Annotated in this window: 22 protein-coding genes and 1 pseudogene; 20 read left to right on the top strand and 3 right to left on the bottom strand. The window is 65.5% G+C overall.

Going from position 1 to position 21,254, the window contains the following annotated elements; translation table 11 throughout:
• A pseudogene (gene dcd / locus AADI75_RS01785) lies at positions 1–337 on the bottom strand (dCTP deaminase); the annotation flags it as partial.
• Positions 338–437: 100 nt separating this feature from the next.
• Between dcd and AADI75_RS01780 the strand changes: the two are divergent.
• From AADI75_RS01780 to AADI75_RS01685, 20 genes are all read left to right on the top strand, one after another.
• A complete protein-coding gene (locus tag AADI75_RS01780; RefSeq protein WP_341207340.1) occupies positions 438–902 on the top strand; it encodes an NUDIX domain-containing protein in 465 nt (154 codons plus the stop codon).
• A 105-nt stretch (positions 903–1,007) separates the two neighbouring features.
• Complete coding sequence (gene ndhC / locus AADI75_RS01775; RefSeq protein WP_058755455.1) at positions 1,008–1,382, top strand: NADH-quinone oxidoreductase subunit A; 375 nt, start codon at positions 1,008–1,010, stop codon at positions 1,380–1,382.
• Positions 1,352–1,942 (top strand): NADH-quinone oxidoreductase subunit B family protein, encoded by a 591-nt coding sequence (locus AADI75_RS01770; RefSeq protein WP_341207339.1) that lies wholly within the window; start codon positions 1,352–1,354, stop codon positions 1,940–1,942. The genes ndhC and AADI75_RS01770 overlap by 31 nt, the downstream gene beginning before the upstream one ends.
• On the top strand, positions 1,939–2,787 hold the full coding sequence (locus AADI75_RS01765; protein WP_341207338.1) for an NADH-quinone oxidoreductase subunit C: 849 nt from the start codon (positions 1,939–1,941) through the stop codon (positions 2,785–2,787). The genes AADI75_RS01770 and AADI75_RS01765 overlap by 4 nt, the downstream gene beginning before the upstream one ends.
• Positions 2,788–2,798: 11 nt before the next feature.
• Complete coding sequence (locus tag AADI75_RS01760) at positions 2,799–4,079, top strand: NADH-quinone oxidoreductase subunit D (protein WP_341207343.1); 1,281 nt, start codon at positions 2,799–2,801, stop codon at positions 4,077–4,079.
• Entirely contained in the window at positions 4,079–4,774 is a 696-nt protein-coding gene (locus AADI75_RS01755; RefSeq protein ID WP_341207337.1) for an NAD(P)H-dependent oxidoreductase subunit E, read from the top strand. Before AADI75_RS01760 ends, AADI75_RS01755 begins: the two co-directional genes overlap by 1 nt.
• Complete coding sequence (gene nuoF / locus AADI75_RS01750) at positions 4,771–6,075, top strand: NADH-quinone oxidoreductase subunit NuoF (RefSeq protein WP_341207336.1); 1,305 nt, start codon at positions 4,771–4,773, stop codon at positions 6,073–6,075. Before AADI75_RS01755 ends, nuoF begins: the two co-directional genes overlap by 4 nt.
• Positions 6,075–8,069, top strand: a complete 1,995-nt coding sequence (gene nuoG, locus AADI75_RS01745) for an NADH-quinone oxidoreductase subunit NuoG (RefSeq protein ID WP_341207335.1) — start codon at positions 6,075–6,077, stop codon at positions 8,067–8,069. The genes nuoF and nuoG overlap by 1 nt, the downstream gene beginning before the upstream one ends.
• Positions 8,066–9,112, top strand: coding sequence for an NADH-quinone oxidoreductase subunit NuoH (gene nuoH / locus AADI75_RS01740; protein ID WP_341207334.1), 1,047 nt, complete (start codon positions 8,066–8,068; stop codon positions 9,110–9,112). Before nuoG ends, nuoH begins: the two co-directional genes overlap by 4 nt.
• Before the next feature lies 1 nt (position 9,113).
• Positions 9,114–9,599 carry an NADH-quinone oxidoreductase subunit NuoI gene (nuoI, locus tag AADI75_RS01735; protein WP_028966976.1) on the top strand — a complete coding sequence of 162 codons (486 nt, stop codon included), beginning with the start codon at positions 9,114–9,116 and terminating at the stop codon, positions 9,597–9,599.
• 85 nt (positions 9,600–9,684) lie between these two features.
• A complete protein-coding gene (locus tag AADI75_RS01730; protein WP_159758668.1) occupies positions 9,685–10,296 on the top strand; it encodes an NADH-quinone oxidoreductase subunit J in 612 nt (203 codons plus the stop codon).
• Between the two features lie 8 nt (positions 10,297–10,304).
• Positions 10,305–10,619, top strand: a complete 315-nt coding sequence (gene nuoK, locus AADI75_RS01725; protein ID WP_037489584.1) for an NADH-quinone oxidoreductase subunit NuoK — start codon at positions 10,305–10,307, stop codon at positions 10,617–10,619.
• 6 nt (positions 10,620–10,625) lie between these two features.
• The gene (gene nuoL, locus AADI75_RS01720) at positions 10,626–12,767 is read left to right on the top strand and encodes an NADH-quinone oxidoreductase subunit L (protein ID WP_341207333.1); all 2,142 of its coding nucleotides are present in this window, start codon (positions 10,626–10,628) and stop codon (positions 12,765–12,767) included.
• A 16-nt stretch (positions 12,768–12,783) separates the two neighbouring features.
• Positions 12,784–14,322: an NADH-quinone oxidoreductase subunit M gene (locus AADI75_RS01715; protein ID WP_341207332.1), complete on the top strand. Its 1,539-nt coding sequence runs from the start codon at positions 12,784–12,786 to the stop codon at positions 14,320–14,322.
• Positions 14,322–15,782 (top strand): NADH-quinone oxidoreductase subunit NuoN, encoded by a 1,461-nt coding sequence (gene nuoN / locus AADI75_RS01710; protein ID WP_341207331.1) that lies wholly within the window; start codon positions 14,322–14,324, stop codon positions 15,780–15,782. Before AADI75_RS01715 ends, nuoN begins: the two co-directional genes overlap by 1 nt.
• A 19-nt stretch (positions 15,783–15,801) precedes the next feature.
• Positions 15,802–16,506 (top strand): biotin--[acetyl-CoA-carboxylase] ligase, encoded by a 705-nt coding sequence (locus tag AADI75_RS01705; protein ID WP_341207342.1) that lies wholly within the window; start codon positions 15,802–15,804, stop codon positions 16,504–16,506.
• A gap of 13 nt (positions 16,507–16,519) precedes the next feature.
• Positions 16,520–17,308, top strand: a complete 789-nt coding sequence (locus tag AADI75_RS01700) for a type III pantothenate kinase (protein WP_341207330.1) — start codon at positions 16,520–16,522, stop codon at positions 17,306–17,308.
• A gap of 84 nt (positions 17,309–17,392) precedes the next feature.
• Positions 17,393–19,033 (top strand): ribonuclease J, encoded by a 1,641-nt coding sequence (locus AADI75_RS01695; RefSeq protein ID WP_341207329.1) that lies wholly within the window; start codon positions 17,393–17,395, stop codon positions 19,031–19,033.
• A 22-nt stretch (positions 19,034–19,055) separates the two neighbouring features.
• Positions 19,056–19,334 (top strand): DUF1467 family protein, encoded by a 279-nt coding sequence (locus AADI75_RS01690; RefSeq protein ID WP_341207328.1) that lies wholly within the window; start codon positions 19,056–19,058, stop codon positions 19,332–19,334.
• 44 nt (positions 19,335–19,378) lie between these two features.
• Positions 19,379–19,792 (top strand): DUF983 domain-containing protein, encoded by a 414-nt coding sequence (locus AADI75_RS01685; RefSeq protein ID WP_341207327.1) that lies wholly within the window; start codon positions 19,379–19,381, stop codon positions 19,790–19,792.
• Positions 19,793–19,842: 50 nt separating this feature from the next.
• On the opposite strand, the gene AADI75_RS01680 is transcribed toward AADI75_RS01685, so the two are convergent.
• Together AADI75_RS01680 and secF are read right to left on the bottom strand one after the other, a co-directional pair.
• A complete protein-coding gene (locus tag AADI75_RS01680; RefSeq protein WP_341207326.1) occupies positions 19,843–20,229 on the bottom strand; it encodes an Mth938-like domain-containing protein in 387 nt (128 codons plus the stop codon).
• A 22-nt stretch (positions 20,230–20,251) separates the two neighbouring features.
• A complete protein-coding gene (secF, locus tag AADI75_RS01675) occupies positions 20,252–21,226 on the bottom strand; it encodes a protein translocase subunit SecF (RefSeq protein ID WP_341207325.1) in 975 nt (324 codons plus the stop codon).
• Between the last annotated feature and the right edge of the window lie 28 nt (positions 21,227–21,254).

Genomic DNA, 21,254 nt, shown 5'->3' with positions numbered 1-21,254 from the left:
AGCGCGCATAGGTCGATTTGCCGAGGCAGATCACCAGCACGTCGCGCGGCACGCGAAAATATTCGACCGTCCGCGCCAGCGCGAAGCTGTTGGGCGGGATGATGCACACATCGGTCTTGCGATCGACGAAGCTGTTCGCCGCGAAATCCTTCGGATCGACCAACGCATTGTCGACATTGGTGAAAATCTTGAACTCGTCGGCGACGCGCGCGTCATAGCCGTAGCTCGACAGCCCATAGCTGATGCAGCCATCGCGGCGTTGCGATTCGACGAACGGCTCGATCATCCCGTCGGCAAGCGCACGGTCGCGAATCCAGCGGTCGGACATGACGGACATACGGCAATTCCCCTCGAACGGACGCGCTTTCGCGGCTGAACGCGCGCGGTGCAAGGCGCATCGCTATTCCGGTATCATCTGTGACGCTATCGTACGGGGCATGCTGCGCCTCATCCTTCCGTTCGCTCACCGGGTGCGTCGCCACGCGCTGGCGCTGCTCCGATGGCGCACGCGTGGGGTGAAGCTGCTGGTATTCGATCGCGACGGACGCGTACTGCTGGTCCGGCATCGCTACGGCCGCGGCGACCTGCACATGCTGCCCGGCGGCGGGATTGCGCGTGGCGAGGCGCCGGAGGAGGCGGCTGCCCGCGAGTTGCATGAGGAGACCGGCTGCATCGCGCGTGCGCTAACCATCGTGGCACGATACGAATCGCGGACTGAAGGGCGGCGTGACACCGTTTTCCTTTTCACCGCGCGGAGCGACGAAACGCCAGTGCCGGACGGACGCGAACTGGCCGAGGCGGCGTTCCACCCGCTTGGCGATCTCCCTGCCACCTTGTCACCGGCGACACGGCGGCGGATCGAGGAGTGGAACGGAGCCCGGGAGCGTAGCAACGACTGGTAGGTCCTTGCGATTCATTCTCACTCCCCACGGCCTTGCCCCTCCGGAGGCGGGGGTCTAGAGCGTGCCGGTTCCGTTCGCACCTGCGAGAGAGGCGAGAGAGACATAGTGGTCGATCTGTCGCAATACCTACCGATCCTCCTGTTCCTGGGGGTGGCGCTCGCGCTGTCGAGCGCGTTCGTGTTCCTGCCGATGGCGGTCGCCAAGCTGACCGGCGCGGCGAAACCCACGCCCGAAAAGTTGGCCGAATATGAGTGCGGCTTCCCCGCGTTTGAGGACAGTCGGTCGCAATTCGACGTGCGATTCTATCTGGTCGCCATCCTGTTCATCATCTTCGATCTCGAGGCGGCGTTCCTCTATCCCTGGGCCGTCAGCGTGTTCTCGCTCGGCTGGACCGCATGGATCTCGATGATGATCTTTATCGCCGAACTCGCGCTCGGCCTTGTCTACGCATGGAAGAAGGGAGCGCTGGAGTGGGAGTAGAAGCGCACGCCGGGGCCGCGGGCCTCGTTCACACGCCGGAGTCCGCACGTGGCGTGATCGCGCCGGACCAGGGCTACTTCGACGGCCTGAACGGCGAGTTGAACGACAAGGGTTTTCTCGTCACCTCGACCGAGGACCTGTTCCAATGGGCGCGCACCGGCTCGTTGTGGTGGATGACGTTCGGGCTGGCGTGCTGCGCGGTCGAGATGATCCACGTCAACATGCCGCGCTATGATATGGAGCGGTTCGGCGCCGCGCCGCGCGCGTCGCCGCGCCAGTCGGACGTGATGATCGTCGCGGGCACACTCTGCAACAAGATGGCGCCGGCGCTCCGCAAGGTCTACGACCAGATGTCGGAGCCGAAATACGTCATCTCGATGGGCTCGTGCGCCAATGGTGGCGGCTATTATCACTATAGCTACAGCGTCGTGCGCGGCTGCGACCGCGTGGTGCCGGTCGACATCTATGTCCCCGGCTGCCCGCCGACTGCCGAGGCGCTGTTGTACGGCGTAATGCAATTGCAGCGGAAGATCCGCCGCGCCGGGAGCATCGAACGGTGAGGGCGCCGGCTCCTGCCTTTGCAGCACAGCTCAACGACGCGACAATTGACGCCGCGCGCGCCGCGATCGGTGGCGCGATGGTCGACGCGGTCGAGATCGCGGGCGAGGTGCAACTGCACGTCACGCGCGATGGCCTTGTTGCCGCGCTGACCGTGCTTCGTGATACGCCGGGACTCGAATATCAGCAGCTGATGGAGATCGCGGGCGTCGATTATCCGGAGCGCGCGGAGCGCTTCGAGATCGTCTATTGCCTGTTGTCGCTGACGCGCAATCACCGGTTGCACGTCCATGTCGGCGCGACCGAGGACACGCCGGTGCCGTCGGTGACCGATATCTGGCCGGTCGCGGGCTGGCTGGAGCGCGAAGTGTACGACATGTACGGCGTGCTGTTTTCGGGTAACCGCGACCTGCGCCGCATCCTCACCGATTACGGCTTCCGCGGACATCCGTTCCGCAAGGATTTCCCGCTGACCGGCTTCGTCGAGCTGCGCTATTCCGAAGAGCAGAAGCGCGTCGTCTACGAGCCGGTGAAGCTGGCGCAGGATTTCCGCACCTTCGATTTCGAAAGCCCGTGGGAAGGCGCCGAATACGTGCTGCCGGGTGACGAGAAGGCGAAGCTGCCCGAGGCGAAGGGCGCGCCGACCCCGGCGATCGCGACCGAGGTGCAGAAGGCAGGCGCCGCGCAGACGCCGAAGCAGGAAGCGCCGGCGCCGAGCCAGCCTTATGCCAAAAAGGACACGACGAGCACCGCCGAGACTGGCGCGGGACGTGCCGAAAGCGATGCCGAGCCGAAGCCGGGCGACCCCGATGTCGTCCCGTCGAAGGGCGGAGGGCAGAATCAATGACCGATACGCCAATGACCGACACCTACGTCCAGAAGGAGCAGGCGGTCGATCGCGAGGTCGATCCCGCGATCGAGAAGCTGCTTCATGTTACCGACGCCGCGCACCCGACCGAGGGCGACGTGGCGATCCAGAACTATACGATCAACTTCGGCCCGCAGCACCCGGCGGCGCACGGCGTGCTGCGGCTCGTCATGGAGCTGAACGGCGAGATCATCGAGCGAATCGATCCGCACGTCGGGCTGCTGCATCGCGGCACCGAGAAGCTGATCGAATACAAGACCTACGCACAGGCGATCCCCTATTTCGACCGGCTCGATTATTGCTCGCCGGCGTGCATGGAGCACACCTTCGTGCTCGCAATCGAGAAATTGCTCGATCTCGAAGTGCCGATCCGCGCGCAGTACCTGCGGGTGTTCTTCGCCGAGCTGACGCGCATCTCGAACCACATGCTCAACCTCGGGTCGCACGTCATGGACGTCGGCGCGATGACGCCGAACCTGTGGCTGTTCGAGATTCGCGAGGATTGCTACGGCTTCCTTGAGCGCGCGACCGGCGCGCGGATGCACCACAATTATTTCCGCCCGGGCGGGGTGCATCAGGACGTGCCGCTCAAGCTGTTGACCGATATCGCCGACTGGCTCGACACGCGGCTGCCGCGGTTGTTCGAGGATGCGATCAGCCTCGTCGCCGACAATCGCATTTTCAAGCAGCGCAATGTCGACATCGCGACGGTGAGCCGTGAGGACGCGATCAAATGGGGCTTCTCCGGCCCGATGATCCGCGCCGCGGGCATCCCGTGGGATCTGCGCAAGTCGCAGCCGTACGACGTCTATGCGAAGATGGACTTCGATGTGCCGGTCGGCACGCGCGGCGATTGCTACGACCGGTTCATGGTGCGCGTCGAGGAGGTCCGCCAGTCGGCGCGGATCATGAAGCAATGCCTCGCCGAGATGCCGGAGGGGCCGATCGCGTCGCTCGATCGCAAGGTGGTGCCGCCGAAGCGCGCGGAGATGAAGCGCTCGATGGAAGCGCTGATTCATCACTTCAAGCTCTATACCGAGGGCTATCACGTCCCGGCGGGCGAAGTGTATGTCGCGACCGAAAGCCCCAAGGGCGAGTTCGGCGTGTATCTGGTCAGCGACGGCAGCAACAAGCCGTATCGCTGCAAGATCCGCCCGACCGCCTTCTCGCACTTGCAGGCAATGGACTTCATGAGCCGCGGCCACATGCTGGCGGACACCACCGCCATCCTGGGCGCGATGGATATCGTTTTTGGCGAATGTGACCGCTGATGGCTGACGCACCTATAATCCCCGACGAAGCCGAGGTCCGCGCACGCTGGGGCGCGTTCCAGTGGAACGACGACAGCAAGGCGAAGCGTGACGCGATCCTGTCGCGTTATCCGGCCGGGCGCGAACAATCGGCATCGATCCCGCTGCTCGATCTGGCGCAGCGTCAGGTTGGCGCCGAGACGCAGACGCAAGGGTGGTTGCCCGTCCCGGTGATCGAGTTCGTCGCGCGCGAGATCGGCGTGCCGTATATGCGCGTGTACGAGGTCGCGACCTTCTACACCATGTTCAACCTCGCCCCGGTCGGCCGCTTTCACGTGCAGGTGTGCGGGACGACGCCGTGCATGTTGCGCGGGTCGGACGACGTGCTGGCGGCGTGCAAGAACAAGGGGCTCATCAAGGGCAAGACCACGCCCGACGGTCTGTTCACGCTAACCGAGGTCGAGTGCATGGGCAATTGTTCGTCGGCGCCGATGGTGCAGATCAACGACGACAATTACGAAGACCTCGACTACGACCGCACGATCGCGATCCTCGAGACGCTGGCGAACGGCGGTGCGCCCAAGCCGGGCACGCAGGAGCCGGGCCGCCACACGGTCGAGCCGAAGGGGGGACCGACCTCGCTGACCGCGATGGTGACCGAGAACCACGATTATCGCGGTGAATGGAACGTCGCGACACAGGGAGCGGACGCATGAGCCTGCTCGACAAGGACCGCATCTTCACCAACCTCTACGGCTATCAGTCGTGGCGGCTGGACGCGGCGATGGCGCGCGGCGACTGGGACAATACCAAGGCGCTGCTGGAGCTTGGCCAGGACAAGATCATCGACACCATCAAGGCGTCGGGTCTGCGCGGGCGCGGCGGGGCGGGCTTCCCGACCGGCACCAAATGGTCGTTCATGCCCAAGGAGCCGAAGCCGGACCGGCCGAACTTCCTGGTCATCAACGCCGACGAATCCGAGCCGGGGTCGTGCAAGGACCGCGAGATCATCCGCCACGATCCGCACAAGCTGATCGAAGGCGCGCTGGTCGCGGGCTTCGCGATGCGCGCGCGCGCGGCGTACATCTACATTCGCGGCGAATATATCCGTGAGGCCGAGGTGCTGTTCGCGGCGGTTGCCGAGGCATATGACAAGGGCCTTGTCGGCAAGAACGCGTGCGGGTCGGGTTACGACTTCGACGTCTTCGTCCACCGCGGCGCGGGCGCGTATATCTGCGGCGAAGAGACCGCGATGCTCGAAAGCCTCGAGGGCAAGAAGGGCCAGCCGCGGCTCAAGCCGCCGTTCCCGGCCGGCGCGGGGCTGTACGGCTGCCCGACGACGGTCAACAACGTTGAGTCGATCGCGGTCGCGCCGACGATCCTGCGGCGCGGTGCGGCGTGGTTCTCCAGCTTTGGCGCGGAGAACAACAAGGGCACCAAGCTCTTCCAGATTTCGGGCCATGTGAACACGCCGTGCGTCGTCGAAGAGGCGATGAGCATCCCGTTCCGCGAGCTGATCGAGAAGCATTGCGGCGGGATCCGCGGCGGCTGGGACAATCTGCTCGCGGTGATTCCGGGCGGGTCGTCGGTGCCGCTGGTGCCGGCCAAGGACATCATCGACGCGCCGATGGACTTCGACGGCCTCAAGGCGGTCGGCTCCGGGCTCGGCACCGCGGCGGTGATCGTCATGGACAAGTCGACCGACGTGGTGCGCGCGATCGCGCGGCTGTCGTACTTCTACAAGCACGAGAGCTGCGGCCAGTGCACGCCGTGCCGCGAGGGCACCGGCTGGATGTGGCGCGTGATGGAGCGGCTGCGCACCGGCGACGCCGAGATCGGCGAGATCGACATGCTCCAGCAGGTGACCAAGCAGGTCGAGGGCCATTCGATCTGCGCGCTGGGCGATGCGGCGGCCTGGCCGATCCAGGGCCTGATCCGTCACTTCCGTCCCGAGCTGGAACGCCGCATCAACGAGCGTGGCGGCAACGTCGCCCCGATGCAGGAAGCTGCTGAATAATGCCCAAGGTCAAAGTCGACGGAGTCGAGATCGAGGTGCCGCAGGGCGCCACCGTGCTGCAGGCGTGCGAGCTGGCCGGCAAGGAGATCCCGCGCTTCTGCTACCACGAACGGCTGAGCATCGCCGGCAATTGCCGGATGTGTCTGGTCGAGGTGAAGCCGGGGCCGCCCAAGCCGCAGGCGAGCTGCGCGCTGCCGGCGGCGGAGAACCAGGAAATCTTTACCAACACGCCGATGGTGAAGCATGCCCGCGAGGGCATCATGGAATTCCTGCTCATCAACCACCCGCTGGATTGCCCGATCTGCGATCAGGGCGGCGAGTGTGACTTGCAGGACCAGTCGATCGCATACGGCCGCGGCCATTCGCGGTTCGACGAGAACAAGCGCGCGGTCACCGAGAAATATATGGGGCCAATCGTCAAGACGGTTATGACCCGCTGCATCCAGTGCACGCGCTGCATCCGCTTCGCCGAGGAAGTCGCCGGCGTCGAGGAGATCGGCGCGATCTATCGCGGCGAGAACATGCAGATCACCTCCTATCTGGAGGAAGCGGTCACGTCCGAACTGTCGGGCAATGTCGTCGACCTGTGCCCGGTCGGCGCGCTGACCAGCAAGCCCTATGCGTTCGAGGCGCGCCCGTGGGAGCTGCGCAAGACGCTGACGATCGACGTGATGGACGCGGTCGGCACCAACATCCGGCTCGACAGCCGCGGGCGGCAGGTGCTGCGCTGCGTGCCGCGCGTCAACGACGACGTGAACGAGGAATGGGCGAGCGACAAGACCCGCCACGCGGTCGACGGGCTGGTCCGCAAGCGGCTCGACCGGCCGTATGTGCGCCGCGACGGCAAGCTGCATGCGGTGACCTGGGACGAGGCATTCGCGACGATCGCGGCGGTCGACCACGGCGGCGCGGTCGCGGCGGTCGCCGGCGACCTGGTTGATTGCGAGACGATGTTCGCGGCCAAGGCGCTGCTGAAGGGACTCGGTTCGTCGCTGCTCGAAGGGCGGCAGACCGGCATGGATTATGATACGTCCAGCCTCGCCGCGGTGAATTTCAACACCACGATCGCGGGCACCGAAGAGGCGGACGCGATCCTGCTGGTCGGCACCAACCTGCGCTGGGAAGCGCCGCTGGTGAACACGCGCATCCGCAAGGCGATCAAGAAGGGCGCAAAGGTTTTCGCGGTCGGGCCGGAGACTGAGCTGACTTACAAGGTCGAATGGCTCGGCGCGGACCTGTCGGTGCTCGGCAACTTGCCCGAGCGCGTGATCGAGGCGTTTGCGAAGGCCGCCAAGCCGATGGTGATCGTCGGCGGTGCGGCGCTCAAGGGCGCGCATGGCGCGGCGCTGGCGCTGGCCGACACGCTCGGGCTCGTGAAGGACGGCTGGAACGGCTTCAACGTCGTCCACATGGCGGCGTCGCGGATGGGCGGGCTGATGCTCGGATATGCGCAGCAGGGCGGCATCGCGGCAACCTACGATGCGAAGCTCGCCTTCTTCCTGGGGGCTGACGAGTGCGACTTCGCCAACTTCCGCGGGGTCAAGGTGTACGTCGGTCACCACGGCGACAAGGGCGCGCACCATGCCGACGTCATCCTGCCGGGCGCAAGTTATGCCGAGAAGAGCGGCACCTTCGTCAACATCGAGGGTCGCGTCCAGCGCGGTGAGCGTGCGGTGTTCCCGCCGGGCGACGCGCGCGAGGACTGGACGATCTTCCGCGCGCTGAGCGAGCGGCTCGGCCAGACGCTGCCGTTCGACACGCTCGACGAGCTGCGCGCGGCGATGGCGCTGGACTGCCCGGAACTGGCGACGCTGGGGCTCAAGACCTTCGCGTGGAACCCGCCGGCGCTCGGCACGACCGCGCAGGGCGTGCTGGAAGGCTATCCGATCAAGGACTTCTATCTCACCAACGCCATTTGCCGGGCGTCGCCGACGATGCAGCGCTGCTCGGCGGAACTGGTGCATGGCGAGAGCTTCGCGGAGGCGGCGGAGTGACCGACTTCTTCAATCATACCGTCGGCCTGCCTTATGGCTGGGCATGGTTCCTCGCGACGATCATCGGTATCCTGCTGATCGCCTTGCCGCTGATGCTGTCGGTGGCGATGATCATCTATGCCGATCGCAAGATCTGGGCGGCGATGGCGCTGCGCCGCGGGCCGAACGTCGTCGGCCCGTTCGGACTGTTGCAGTCGTTCGCGGACGGGCTGAAGGTCTTCCTCCAGGAAACGATCGTTCCGTCGGCGGCGAACCGCGGGCTGTTCCTGCTCGCGCCGATCATCACCTTCACGGTCGCGCTGATCGTCTGGGCGGTGGTGCCGTTCCAGCCGGGCGTGGTGCTCGCGAACATCAACGTCGGCTTGCTCTACGTGCTCGCGGCGTCGTCGCTGGGCGTGTACGGGATCATCCTCGCCGGCTGGTCGTCGAACTCTAAATATCCGTTCTTCTCGGCGATCCGCGCCGCGGCGCAGATGGTCAGCTATGAAGTCGCGATCGGCTTCGTGCTGATCTCGGTGGTGATGTGGGCGGGATCGTTCAACCTGACGACGATCGTCGAGGCGCAGAAGGGACTGTACGGCTTCATCAACGGCTTTGGGTTCAATCCCTTGCTGTTCCCGATGAGCGTGGTGTTCCTGATCTCGTCGCTCGCCGAGACGCAGCGCGCGCCGTTCGACCTGACCGAGGCGGAGAGCGAGCTGGTCGCGGGCTATCAGACCGAATATTCGTCAATGGCATTCGCGCTCTACTGGCTCGGCGAATATGCGAACGTGCTGCTGATGTGCACGCTCAACGCGACCTTGTTCTGGGGTGGCTATCTGCCGCCGTTCGACTGGGCGCCGCTGTATGTCGTGCCGGGGATTATCTGGCTGTTCGCCAAGATCCTGTTCTTCTTCTTCGTCTTCTCGTGGATCAAGGCGACGGTGCCGCGCTACCGCTACGACCAGTTGATGCGGCTGGGCTGGAAGGTGTTCCTGCCGCTGTCGCTGTTCTGGGTGTTCCTGGTATCGGGCGTGCTGATGTTCATGCGCGTGGGAGTGTAAGATGGGTATCGCGCAGACGATCAAGGCGTTCACGCTCTACGAGTTCGTGAAGGCGCATGCGCTGACGCTGAAGTATTTCTTCAAGCCGAAGGCGACGATCAACTATCCGTACGAGAAGAACCCGCTGAGCCCGCGCTTCCGCGGCGAACATGCGCTGCGTCGCTATCCCAACGGGGAAGAGCGCTGCATCGCGTGCAAGCTGTGCGAGGCGGTGTGCCCGGCGCAGGCGATCACGATCGAGGCCGAGCCGCGCGACGACGGCAGCCGCCGCACGACGCGCTACGACATCGACATGACCAAGTGCATCTATTGCGGCCTGTGTCAGGAAGCGTGCCCGGTCGACGCGATCGTCGAGGGGCCGAACCTCGATTTCGCGACCGAGACGCGCGAGGAGCTGATCTACGACAAGGCCAAGCTGCTCGACAACGGCGACCGGTGGGAGCGCGCGATCGCCGCGAACCTTGCCGCCGACGCGCCGTACCGGTAGGCGCTCGCGTGACATCAGGGGTCGAGATGATTTTAACGGTTTCAATCAGCGCGCGCCGCGGGCGCGCGGACGCGGGGAAGGCGCTATGATCCAGGCCATCGCCTTCTATCTGTTCGCGCTCGTCGTGCTGCTGTCGGGCGCGATGACGATCTCGTCGCGCAATCCGGTGCATTCGGTGCTGTGGCTGATCCTCGCCTTCTTCAACGCCGCCGGGCTGATGGTGCTGGTCGGTGCCGAGTTCATCGCGATGCTGCTGGTCATCGTCTATGTCGGCGCGGTCGCGGTGCTGTTCCTGTTCGTGGTCATGATGCTCGACATCGACTTCGCCGAGCTGCGCGCCGGGTTCGTCAGGTACTTCGGGATCGGGCTGGTGCTGGCCGTCGCGCTCGTCGCCGAAATCCTGATCGGGGTCGGTGCGTGGAGCGCGGGCGGGATCGATCTCGCGCGGCGTGCGGCGCCGACCGACCATGTCGTCCCGAACATCGTCCAGATCGGTAATCTGCTCTACACGCGCTATCTGTTCATCTTCGAGGGCGCGGGGCTGGTGCTGCTGGTCGCGATGATCGGCGCGATCGTGCTGACGCATCGCGAACGTTCGGGATCGCGCTACCAGAATATCGCGCGGCAGAATGCGCGCCGTCCGCAGGACGCGACACGCAACGTGCGGCCGGAGATCGGGCAGGGGGTGCAGCTGTGAACGCGGCCATGTCGGGGGGCGTCGGCCTCGTCCATTATCTCGTCGTCGCGGCGATCCTGTTCACGATGGGCGTGCTGGGGATTTTTCTCAACCGCAAGAACATCATCGTCATCCTGATGGCGATCGAGCTGATCCTGCTCGCGGTGAACATCAACCTCGTCGCTTTTTCGGCGGCGTTGCAGGACCTCGTCGGGCAGGTGTTCGCGATGTTCGTGCTGACCGTCGCCGCCGGGGAGGCGGCGATCGGGCTAGCCATTCTCGTCATCTTCTTCCGCGGCCGTGGCTCGATCTCGGTCGACGATCCCAGCCGGATGAAGGGGTAAATTCCGGTGCATTCGATCCTTTTCATCGTCTTCCTGCCGCTGCTCGCGGCGATCGTCGCGGGCTTCGCGAACAAGTCGTTCGGCGCGACCTTGCCCAAGGCGATCACCACCGGCGCGCTGTTCCTGTCGTGTGCGCTGTCGTGGCCGGTGTTCATCGGGTTCCTGTCGGGCAGCAGCGCGGCGTCGGTCACGCCGGTGCTGCACTTCATGACCTCGGGCACGTTCGACGTGGCATGGGCGCTGCGCGTCGATGCGCTGACCGCGGTGATGCTGGTGGTCATCACCAGCGTCTCGGCGCTCGTCCACCTTTATAGCTGGGGCTATATGAGCGAGGACCCGGACCAGCCGCGCTTCTTCGCCTATCTGTCGCTGTTCACCTTCGCGATGCTGATGCTGGTGACCGCGGACAATCTGATCCAGATGTTCTTCGGCTGGGAAGGCGTCGGCCTCGCCAGCTATCTGCTGATCGGTTTCTGGTTCCGCAAGCCGAGCGCCAATGCCGCCGCGATCAAGGCGTTCGTCGTCAACCGCGTCGGCGATCTCGGCTTCATGCTCGGCATTTTCGGGACCTATCTGGTCTTCAATACCGTCTCGATCCCGGCGATCCTCGCCGCGGCGCCGTCGATGGCGGGGTCGACGATCGGCTTCCTGTGGTTCCGCGCCGATACGATGACGGTGCTGTGCCTGCTGCTGTTCGTCGGCGCGATGGGCAAGTCGGCGCAGTTGGGGCTCCACACCTGGCTTCCCGACGCGATGGAAGGCCCGACGCCGGTGTCGGCGCTGATCCACGCCGCGACGATGGTTACCGCGGGCGTGTTCATGGTGTGCCGCCTGTCGCCGATGTTCGAGACCTCGCCGACCGCGATGGGCTTCGTCACCTTCATCGGCGCCGCGACCTGCCTGTTCGCGGCGACGATCGGCACGACGCAAACCGACATCAAGCGCGTGATCGCTTATTCGACCTGTTCGCAGCTTGGCTATATGTTCTTCGCGGCGGGGGTCGGCGCGTACGGCGCGGCGATGTTCCACCTGTTCACGCACGCCTTCTTCAAGGCGCTGCTGTTCCTCGGCGCGGGCTCGGTGATCCATGCGATGCACCACGAGCAGGACATGCGCTTCTATGGCGGGTTGCGGAAGGCGATCCCGGTCACCTTCTGGGCGATGCTGCTGGGGACGCTGGCGATCACCGGGGTCGGGTTGCCGTTCCTCGACATCGGCTTTGCGGGCTTCCACTCGAAGGACGCGATCATCGAAGTTTCTTGGGCGGCGGGTGCGCCGGTCGCATCGATGGTCGGCGTGTTTGCGGCGCTGCTCACCAGCTTCTATTCGTGGCGGCTCATGTTCCTCACCTTCTGGGGCGAACCGCGCTGGGCGGCGTCGGAGCATATCCAGCACGCGTTGCACGATGCGCACGGCCACGGCGATCATGCGCATGACGATCAGGTGCATGGGCACGCGCACGACCATGGCGACGCGCATGCGCATTCCCATGACGACGCGCATCATCCCGATCCCGCGGGCGAGGACGCCGGCCATGCGCCGCACGTCGAATCGCGCGGGTTCAACGAGATCCAGAAGGGCACCGGCGGCTATCATCCGCACGAAAGCCCGCTCGTAATGCTGATCCCGCTGATCGTGCTGTCGATCGGCGCGGTTGCGGCCGGGTTTGTGTTCCATCGCTGGTTCATCGATCCGGAAAGCGCGGGCGGGTTCTGGAAGGGCGCGTTGTTCTTCAACGAGCATCTGATGCACGAAATGCACGGCGTGCCGTTGTTCGTGAAGCTGTCGGCGACGATCGTGATGCTGTCGGGGCTGCTGATCGCGTGCCTGACGTACATCCGCTCGCCGGAGGCCCCCGCGAAGTTCGCGGACACGTTCCAGCCGCTGTACCGCTTCCTGCTCAACAAATGGTATTTCGACCAGCTCTACCACTTCCTGTTCGTGCGCCCGGCGTTCGCGATCGGCCGACTGCTGTGGCACCGTGGTGACGAGGGGACGATCGACCGTTTTGGGCCGAACGGCTCGGCGTGGCTGGTGCAGGTGGGTAGCCGCGCGGCGGTTCGTCTTCAGACCGGATATGTCTATACTTATGCTTTTGTCATGCTGATCGGGCTCACCGCCGCGATCACCTGGGCGATCGCGGGCTGAGCGGGGGAGAAGGAAGATGTCGTTCCCGATCCTCTCGCTGATGCTGGCGGTCCCTGCGGTCGCCGCCATCGCGTGCCTGTTTCTCTCCGCTCCCGCGGCGCGCGTTACCGCATTGGCCGCGACGCTGATCGACCTCGCGCTGGGCGTGGTGCTGTGGACGTCGTTCGACGTCGGCGGTGCGCAGTGGCAGTTCGTCGAATATGCCCCGCTGTTCGGGCGCTTCGGCTGGGCGCTGGGCATCGACGGTTATGCGTTGCTGCTGATCGTGCTCAGCGTGTTCCTGATGCCGATCTGCATCGGCGCGAGCTGGCAGGCGATCGAGAAGCGCGTGCCGGAATATATGTCCGCGTTCCTGTTCACCGAGGTGCTGATGATCGGCACCTTCGCGGCGCAGGACTTGTTCCTGTTCTACATCTTCTTCGAAGCCGGCCTCATCCCGATGTTCCTCATCATCGGCATCTGGGGCGGCGCGAACCGGATCTATGCGTCGTACAAGTTCTTCCTGTACACATTGCTCGGCTCGCTGCTGATGTTCGTTGCGATGCTTTACATGAGCATCACCGCAGGCACGACGAGCATCCCGGTGCTGCTGAACTACGACTTCCCCGCCAGCGTCCAGACGTGGCTCTGGCTGGCGTTCTTCGCGTCGTTCGCGGTCAAGATGCCGATGTGGCCGGTCCACACCTGGCTGCCAGACGCGCACGTTCAGGCACCGACCGCGGGGTCGGTGATCCTGGCGGGCGTGCTCTTGAAGCTCGGCGGTTATGGCTTTCTGCGCTTCAGCCTGCCGATGTTCCCGGAAGCGTCAGCCAGCCTCGTGTGGCTGGTGTTCGGGTTGAGCGCGGTGGCGGTGATCTACACCAGCCTCGTCGCGCTGGTGCAGTCGGACATGAAGAAGCTGATCGCCTATTCGTCGGTTGCGCATATGGCGATCGTGACGATCGGCCTGTTCGCGTTCAACGCGCAGGGAATCGAGGGCGCGATGATGGTGATGCTGGGCCACGGGCTGGTGTCAGGCGCATTGTTCCTGTGTGTCGGCGTCATCTACGACCGGCTGCACACGCGCGAGATCAGCCGCTACGGCGGGCTGGCGATCAACATGCCGCGCTACGCTATCCTGTTCCTGCTGTTCACGATGGCCTCGATCGGCCTGCCGGGGACGAGCAACTTCGTCGGCGAATTGTTGAGCCTGATGGGCACCTATCAGGTATCGACGACGGTCGCATTGCTGTGCACCACCGGGATCATCCTCGGCGCGGGGTACATGCTGTACCTGTACCGTCGCGTCGTGTTCGGCGAGATCGAGTCGGAGGAGGTCCGTGCGATGTCCGACCTGACGCCGCGCGAACTGTGGCTGCTGGTACCGATTGCCGCGGCGGTGCTGTGGATGGGCGTCTATCCGGAGAGCTTCCTCGCGCCGATGCGCAAGGATACGCAGATCCTGCTGGCGCGGATCGATCGGGCCAAGCCGGCGGGTGACTCGCTGCCGACGAAAGGCACGGGGATCGTGCCGGCAGCACATGCCGAAACTTCTGCGCATGGGAGCGCGCACTGATGGATTACGCCGCCAATCTGGCGATGACGCTGCCCGAGCTGGTGCTCGCGGTCGGGGCGATCGCACTGATGCTGGTCGCCGCGTGGGGTGGCCCGGCCTCGACCAAAGCGGTGTCGTGGGTATCAGTCGCGGTGCTCGGCGGCGCGTTGATCGCGCTGACCGGCCCGGCCTCGGCCGGCAGCGACGCCTTTTACGGCCTGTATCGCGCCGACGCGTTCGCGGCGTTCGCCAAGGTGCTGATCTACGTCGGCGCGGCGGTGGCGATCCTGATGGCGCCCGACTTCTTCCGGCGCACCGCGGGTGCGGACCTGCGGCCGGAATATCCGGTGCTGATCCTGCTGTCGGCGTGCGGCATGGGGATGATGGTGTCGGCGGGCGACCTGCTGACGCTGTATGTCGGACTCGAACTGCAGAGCCTTGCCGCTTATGTGCTGGCGAGCTTCATGCGGCAGGATACGCGCTCGGCGGAAGCGGGGCTGAAGTATTTCGTGCTCGGTGCGCTGGCGAGCGGCATCCTACTTTACGGGATCAGCCTCGTTTACGGCTTCACCGGTTCGACCTTGTTCAACGAGATTGCAGGAGCGTATGCTGCTGCGCCGCTGACGGGCAGCGGGCGTTCGCTGGGGCTGTTGTTCGGGCTGGTGTTCGTGTTTGCCGGGCTGGCGTTCAAGATCTCGGCAGTGCCTTTCCACATGTGGACGCCCGACGTCTATGAAGGCGCTCCAACCCCGGTGACGGCGTTCTTCGCCTCGGCCCCCAAGGTCGCGGCGATCGCGCTTGCGGTCCGCGTCGCTGTCGAGGCGATGGGGCCGGCCGAGGTGCAGTGGCGGCAGATCGTGATCTTCGCGTCGCTCGCCTCGATCCTCCTCGGCGCGGTCGCGGCGATCGGGCAGCAGAACGTCAAGCGGCTGCTCGCTTATTCGTCGATCAACAACGTCGGCTTCGCGCTGATCGGGCTTGCTGCGGGCACGCCGGAGGGCGTCGCTTCGGTGATGACCTATATGACGATCTATCTGGCGATGACGCTGGGCAGCTTCCTGGTCGTCCTCCAGATGCGCGACGCCGACGGGCAGCCGATCGAGACGATCGCGAGCCTCGCCGGCCTGTCGCGGACGCGGCCAGGACTGGCGGCGGCGCTGGCGATCTTCATGTTCTCGCTCGCCGGCATTCCGCCGCTGTTCGGCTTCTACGCCAAGTTCGCGGTCTTCTATGCCGCGGTGCAGGCGGGGCTGTTCCCGCTGGCGGTGGTCGGCGTCGTGTTCAGCGTGATCGGCGCTTATTACTATCTGCGCCTCGTCAAGACGATGTACTTCGACGAGCCGGCCGGCGCATTCGGGGAAGGCGACCGGCTGGAGGGCGGGCTGATCGCGGTCGCAGCGGTGTTCGTTTCGCCGCTCGGCTATCTCGCCATCCCGGCGCTGTCGGCGTGGACGCTCACTGCCGCCAACAGCCTCTTCTAAGGCGGCGGCGCTGCCCCGGATCCTGACGGTACCGGCGACCGGGTCGACCAACGCCGACCTGCTGGTGCTCGCCGACGATCGCGTGGTCGACGAGGGCACATGGCTGCGCGCGGAGCAACAGACCGCCGGTCGCGGGCGACAGGGGCGCGTGTGGGACTCGCCTGCCGGCAATCTCTACGCAAGCACGTTGGTTGCGCTTCGCCCCGGCGATCCGCCAGCGGCGGGGCTGGCGCTCGTCGCCGCGGTCGCGCTGGAAGAGGCGGTGCGCGGCGCGTTGCCTGACCCGAGCGCCCTTCGGCTGAAATGGCCCAACGACCTGTTGCTGGCTGGCGCGAAGCTGTCGGGCATTCTGCTCGAACGCCGTGCAGCGCACGTCGTCGTCGGGATCGGTGTGAACGTTGCGCATCATCCGGCGCTTGCCGACCGCGCTACGACCAGCCTCCGCGCGGCCGGGGTGACGGTGGACGCGGTCACGCTGCTCGAGGACCTCGCCGATCGCTTCGCGTCGTGGCTCGACATGTGGCGCGCGCAGGGAATCGCGCCCGTCGCCGCGCAGTGGAACGCGCGCGCCCACCCGGTCGGCACCGCGCTGAAGGTGCGGCTGCCCGACCAGACCGCGCTCGAAGGCCAGTTCCTCGGGCTCGACGCGAGCGGCGCGTTGTTGCTCGGCTTGGCGGACGGCACACGGCATGTCATCCATGCCGGCGACGTGTTCGTGGTCTAGGGAGAGGAAGGCGATGCTGCTCGCGGTCGATGCCGGCAACACCAATATCGTCTTCGCGCTGGTCCAGCCGGCGACGCGCGAGATCCGCGCGCGCTGGCGGATCGCCACCGACCCGCGCCGCACCGCCGACGAATATGCGGTGTGGCTTAGCCAGTTGCTCCAGCTCGAGGGCTATACGCGCGAGGATGTGACCGCGGTCATTATCTCCACCGTCGTCCCGCGCGCCCTTCACAATCTCGAGGTTCTCGCCAGCAAGTATTTCCGCACCGATGCGTTGATCGCCGGGCGTGCGCCGGTCGAGTGGCAGCTATCGGTCGACGTCGACGAGCCACGCAGTCTCGGCGCCGATCGCGCGGTCAACACGATCGCGGCGCATGCGCTCCATGCCGGCGACCTGATCGTGATCGACTTCGGCACCGCGACGACCTTCGACCATTCCGACTTCGACGGCGCATACAAGGGCGGGATCATCGCGCCGGGGATCAACCTGTCGCTCGACGCGCTGGTGATGGCCGCCGCCAAGCTGCCGCGGATCGCCATCGAGGCGCCGGCGAACGAAAGCGTGATCGGCCGTAACACCGTCGACCAGATGAACATCGGGATCTACTGGGGCTACATCGCGATGATCGAGGGGCTGGTCGCGCGAATGAAGCGCGAGATCGCCCGCCCCGTAAAGGTGATCGCCACCGGCGGCCTCGCCACGCTTTTTGAACAACATACCAACGCGTTCGACGCGATCGAGCCGGACCTGACGATCCAGGGTCTGGCGATCATGTACGCGCGCGCCCATATCGACGCATGACCGCTTTGCCGGCGCGATCGTCCGTCTTCCATGCCTGCCGCTGTGATGCGGGCGGGCCGCGGTGCCGGCACTCAAAGGAATATAATGACACCGAAGAATAACGAGCTTCTTTTCTGCGCGCTGGGTGGGTCCGGCGAAATCGGCATGAACGTGATCCTTTATGGCCACGCCGGCAAATGGCTGATGGTTGATTGCGGCGTGACCTTCGCCGACGCGCATTACCCCGGAATCGACGTGATCCTGCCCGATCTGCGCTTTATCGAGGAGCGGATCGACGATCTGGTCGGGATTGTGCTGACGCATGGTCACGAGGACCATATCGGCGCGTTGCCGTATTTGGCTGAAGACCTTGGCGTGCCGATCTATGCCACGCCGTTCACCGCCGGGCTGGTGCGCGGGAAGCTGGAAGAAGAGCGGATCGAGGATCGCGTCAAGATCCGGCTGGTCGAGGCGCGCAAGTCGTTCAAGGTCGGGCCGTTCGAGGTCGAGGTCGTGCCGCTGTCGCACTCGATCCCGGAAGCGAACGCGCTCGTGATCGGCACCGCGGCGGGCAAGGTGTTCCACACTGGCGATTGGAAGCTCGATCCGACTCCGGTGATCGGCCAGCCTGCGACCCCCGAGGAACTCGCAGAGATCGGCGCGGAGGGCATCGACGTGCTCGTCTGCGACTCGACGAACGTCTTCAACGCCGAAGCGTCGCCGAGCGAGGCGAGCGTCCGCGAAGGGCTCGCCAAGAGTGTCGCGCGCGCGCGCGGGCGCGTCGTAGTGACAACCTTCGCGTCGAACGCGGCGCGGCTCCACACGCTCGGGCAGGTCGCCGAGGAAACCGGACGCAAGCTCTGCGTGACGGGACGCTCGCTCGATCGGATCATCCGCGTCGCCAAGGCGACCGGCTATCTCAAGAACTTCCCACAGACCGTCGACGTCGATGCCGCGATGCGGCTGCCCAAGAACCGTGTCCTGATCGTCGCGACCGGCGGGCAGGGCGAGGAGCGTGCCGCGTTGGCGCGGATCGCGGCGGGCAGCCACCCTGTCGCACTCGATATGGGTGACATGGTGATCTTTTCGTCGAAGCAGATCCCCGGCAACGAGGTCGCGATCGGCCGCATCCAGAACCAGCTTGCCGCCAAGGGCGTCGAGATGGTGACCGAGAAGCAGGCGCATGTGCACGTCTCCGGGCACCCGGGGCGGCCGGAACTCGCCAAGATGTACGGCTGGCTGCGTCCGACCTCGCTCGTGCCGGTGCATGGCGAGATGCGGCACCTGATGGAGCACGCGCGCTACGGCCTGTCGCAGGGTATCGCCAATGCGGTGGTGCAGACCAATGGCGACATGGTGCGGCTGGCACCGGGTGCGCCGAAGAAGATCGGCAACGTGCCGATCGGGCGGCTGGTGCTCGACGGGGACGTGATCCTGCCCGCCGATGGCAGCACGATCAACGAGCGACGCCGGGTTGCGGTCAACGGCCAGATCTCGGTCGGGATCGCGGTCGATCGCAACGGCCGCGCGGGCGGCACGCCCGAGGTGCGCGTACAGGGCGTCCCGGTCGAGGAGGAGCGCGAGCCGTTCCTTGCCGATGCGGTTGAAGCGGCAGCCGAGGCGATGGCCGGGCGGCCGCGCGATCGCGAGCGGCTGCGCGAGGACGTGCGGATGGCGGTGCGCAAGGTCGCGACGCGCTGGACCGGCAAGAAGCCGATTGTCGACGTCGTGATCGTTCAGGTCTGATCGCTGGCCAGGGAGGACGCGGATGCGCTGGACATCGATGTTGGCGATCTACGTCCTCTTCTGGGCGTTCTCGGTCTTTCTGGTGCTGCCGTTCGGGGTGCGTACCTCCGCCGAGGCGGGGGAGGCGCACATGCCCGGCACCGCCGAAAGCGCCCCTCACGAATTTTCGCTGAAACGGGTGATCGTGCGGACAACGATCGTTGCCACGACGCTGTTCGCGCTGTTCGTCGCGAATTACGAATTCGGCTGGGTGACGGCGCAGTCGCTCGACGTCATGGACGTGGCCAACGCGATCAACTGACGCGGATTGTGGCGGATCGCCTTGTGGCGGCGTAGGGAGTTGCGATGACCGACGCCAGTGATCCGCGCCTCGTCGACGACGCCGGCCATGTCTGGCCGCGACTGTCGCCGCTACAGACTGGGGTGCGCGGCTGCTGCCCGCGCTGCGGCAAGGGCGCGCTGTTCCGCGGCTTTCTTTCGATCCGCGATCACTGCCCGGTGTGCGGACTGGATTATTCCTACGCCGACCCGGCGGACGGCCCCGCGGTGTTCGTGCAATTGTTCGCGTGCCTGCCCGGTGTGATCTTCACGCTGATGTTGCAGATCCTCGCCGATCCGCCGTGGTGGATGCATGTGGTCGTCAGCCTGCCGGTGCTGCTGATCAGTACCGTCTTGCCGCTGCGGCCGATCAAAGGCTGGCTGGTGGCGAGCCAATTCTACTTCAAGGCGCGCGAAGGGCGACTGGTTAAGGATGACTGAGCGCGGTCTGAGGTTGATGACGGAGCAAACCGAATAATCCTTCGCGCCGCTTACCCCTCCAGCGGGTAGAGCGCAGCGGCGATGCGGCGTTCTTCGGCGCGTAGCACGCCCCAAGCGCGCGCCGCGGCGCGGCTGTCCATCGCCTCAATGCCGATCCCGCGCTTCTCCAGCGACGCCACCAAGGTGCGTGGCGGGCGGCGCAGCTCGGCACCGGTGCCGAGCAGCACGAACTCGATCGACTCGCCCAGCAACGGCGCCAGCGCCGCTTCGTCGAGCGTCTCGAATAGGGGAGGGGTCCAGCTGTCGGCGCGCGTCGCGGTCAGCAGCAGCGCCGGATAGACGCCCATCGTTCCGTCCGGCGCGTCGACCTTGAACCCAGCCGGGCCGAAGCCGCGCACCAGCGGGCCGGCGGCGTCGCGCTCACGGTCCATCCTCATCGTGCGTGCTCCCCGGCGCGGGTCAGGCGCGCGGCCCGACGCGTTCCGCGTTGTCGGCGATGCTCTTGCCGCGCACCGGCTTCTCACTCTCCGGCTCGGCGCGCAGGCCCAGCGTGATGAGCAGCGACGACGAGACGTAGATCGACGAATAGGTGCCGACGATGATGCCGAGCGTCATCGCGGCGGTGAAGCCGCGCAGCACGTGCCCGCCGAGGAACAATAGCGCCGCGAGCGCGAGCAGGATCGTCACCGAGGTCATCACGGTCCGCGGCAGCGTCTCGTTGACCGACAAGTTGATGATCTCACGCATGTCCATCTTGCGATAGCGGCGCATGTTCTCGCGGATGCGATCGTCGATGACGATCTTGTCGTTAATCGAATAACCGATGATCGTCAGCACCGCCGCGACGATGTTCAGGTCGAACTCGAACTGCGTTAGCGCGAAGAAGCCAAGCGTCATCAACAGGTCATGGACGATCGCGACGATCGTCGACACGCCGAACTGCCATTCGAAGCGGAAGATCGCGAACAACCCGATGCCGAGAATCGCGAGCACGACCGCGAGCACGCCGTTGCGGATCAACTCGCCCGAGACCTTGCCCGACACCGTCGAGTAGCGGCGGAATTCGGCACCCGGAAATGCCTGCAACAGCGAGGCTTCTACCTTGCGAACCGCGCGGTTGGTGGCGCCTTCGTCACCGCCCTGCTGGACGGGGAGGCGGATCGTGACGGTGCGCGGGTCGCCGAACTGCTGGAGCGCGGCCTCGCCGACACCCTGCGCGTCGACGACACTGCGGACGCGGTTGAGATCGGGAGTCTGCGCGAAACGCTCCTCAATCATCAGGCCGCCTTCGAAGTCGACGCCGAAATTCAGCCCCTTGTAGAAGGTGATCCCGACCGCGAGTACGCTGAGCAGCAGGGTCAGCCCGAACGCAAGCCCGCGCAGGCGGACGAAGTCAATATTTGTGTCGTCGGGGACGAGCTTGAGCAATTTCATGACGTCCTCGCCGCCCCGGCCGAGGCCG

Origin of the sequence: uncultured Sphingomonas sp. (assembly GCF_964021865.1) — a bacterium.
Classification (GTDB): Bacteria; Pseudomonadota; Alphaproteobacteria; order Sphingomonadales; family Sphingomonadaceae; genus Sphingomonas.
Note: the sequence above shows the minus strand (reverse complement) of the source record. Positions and strands in the feature narration are given on the sequence as shown.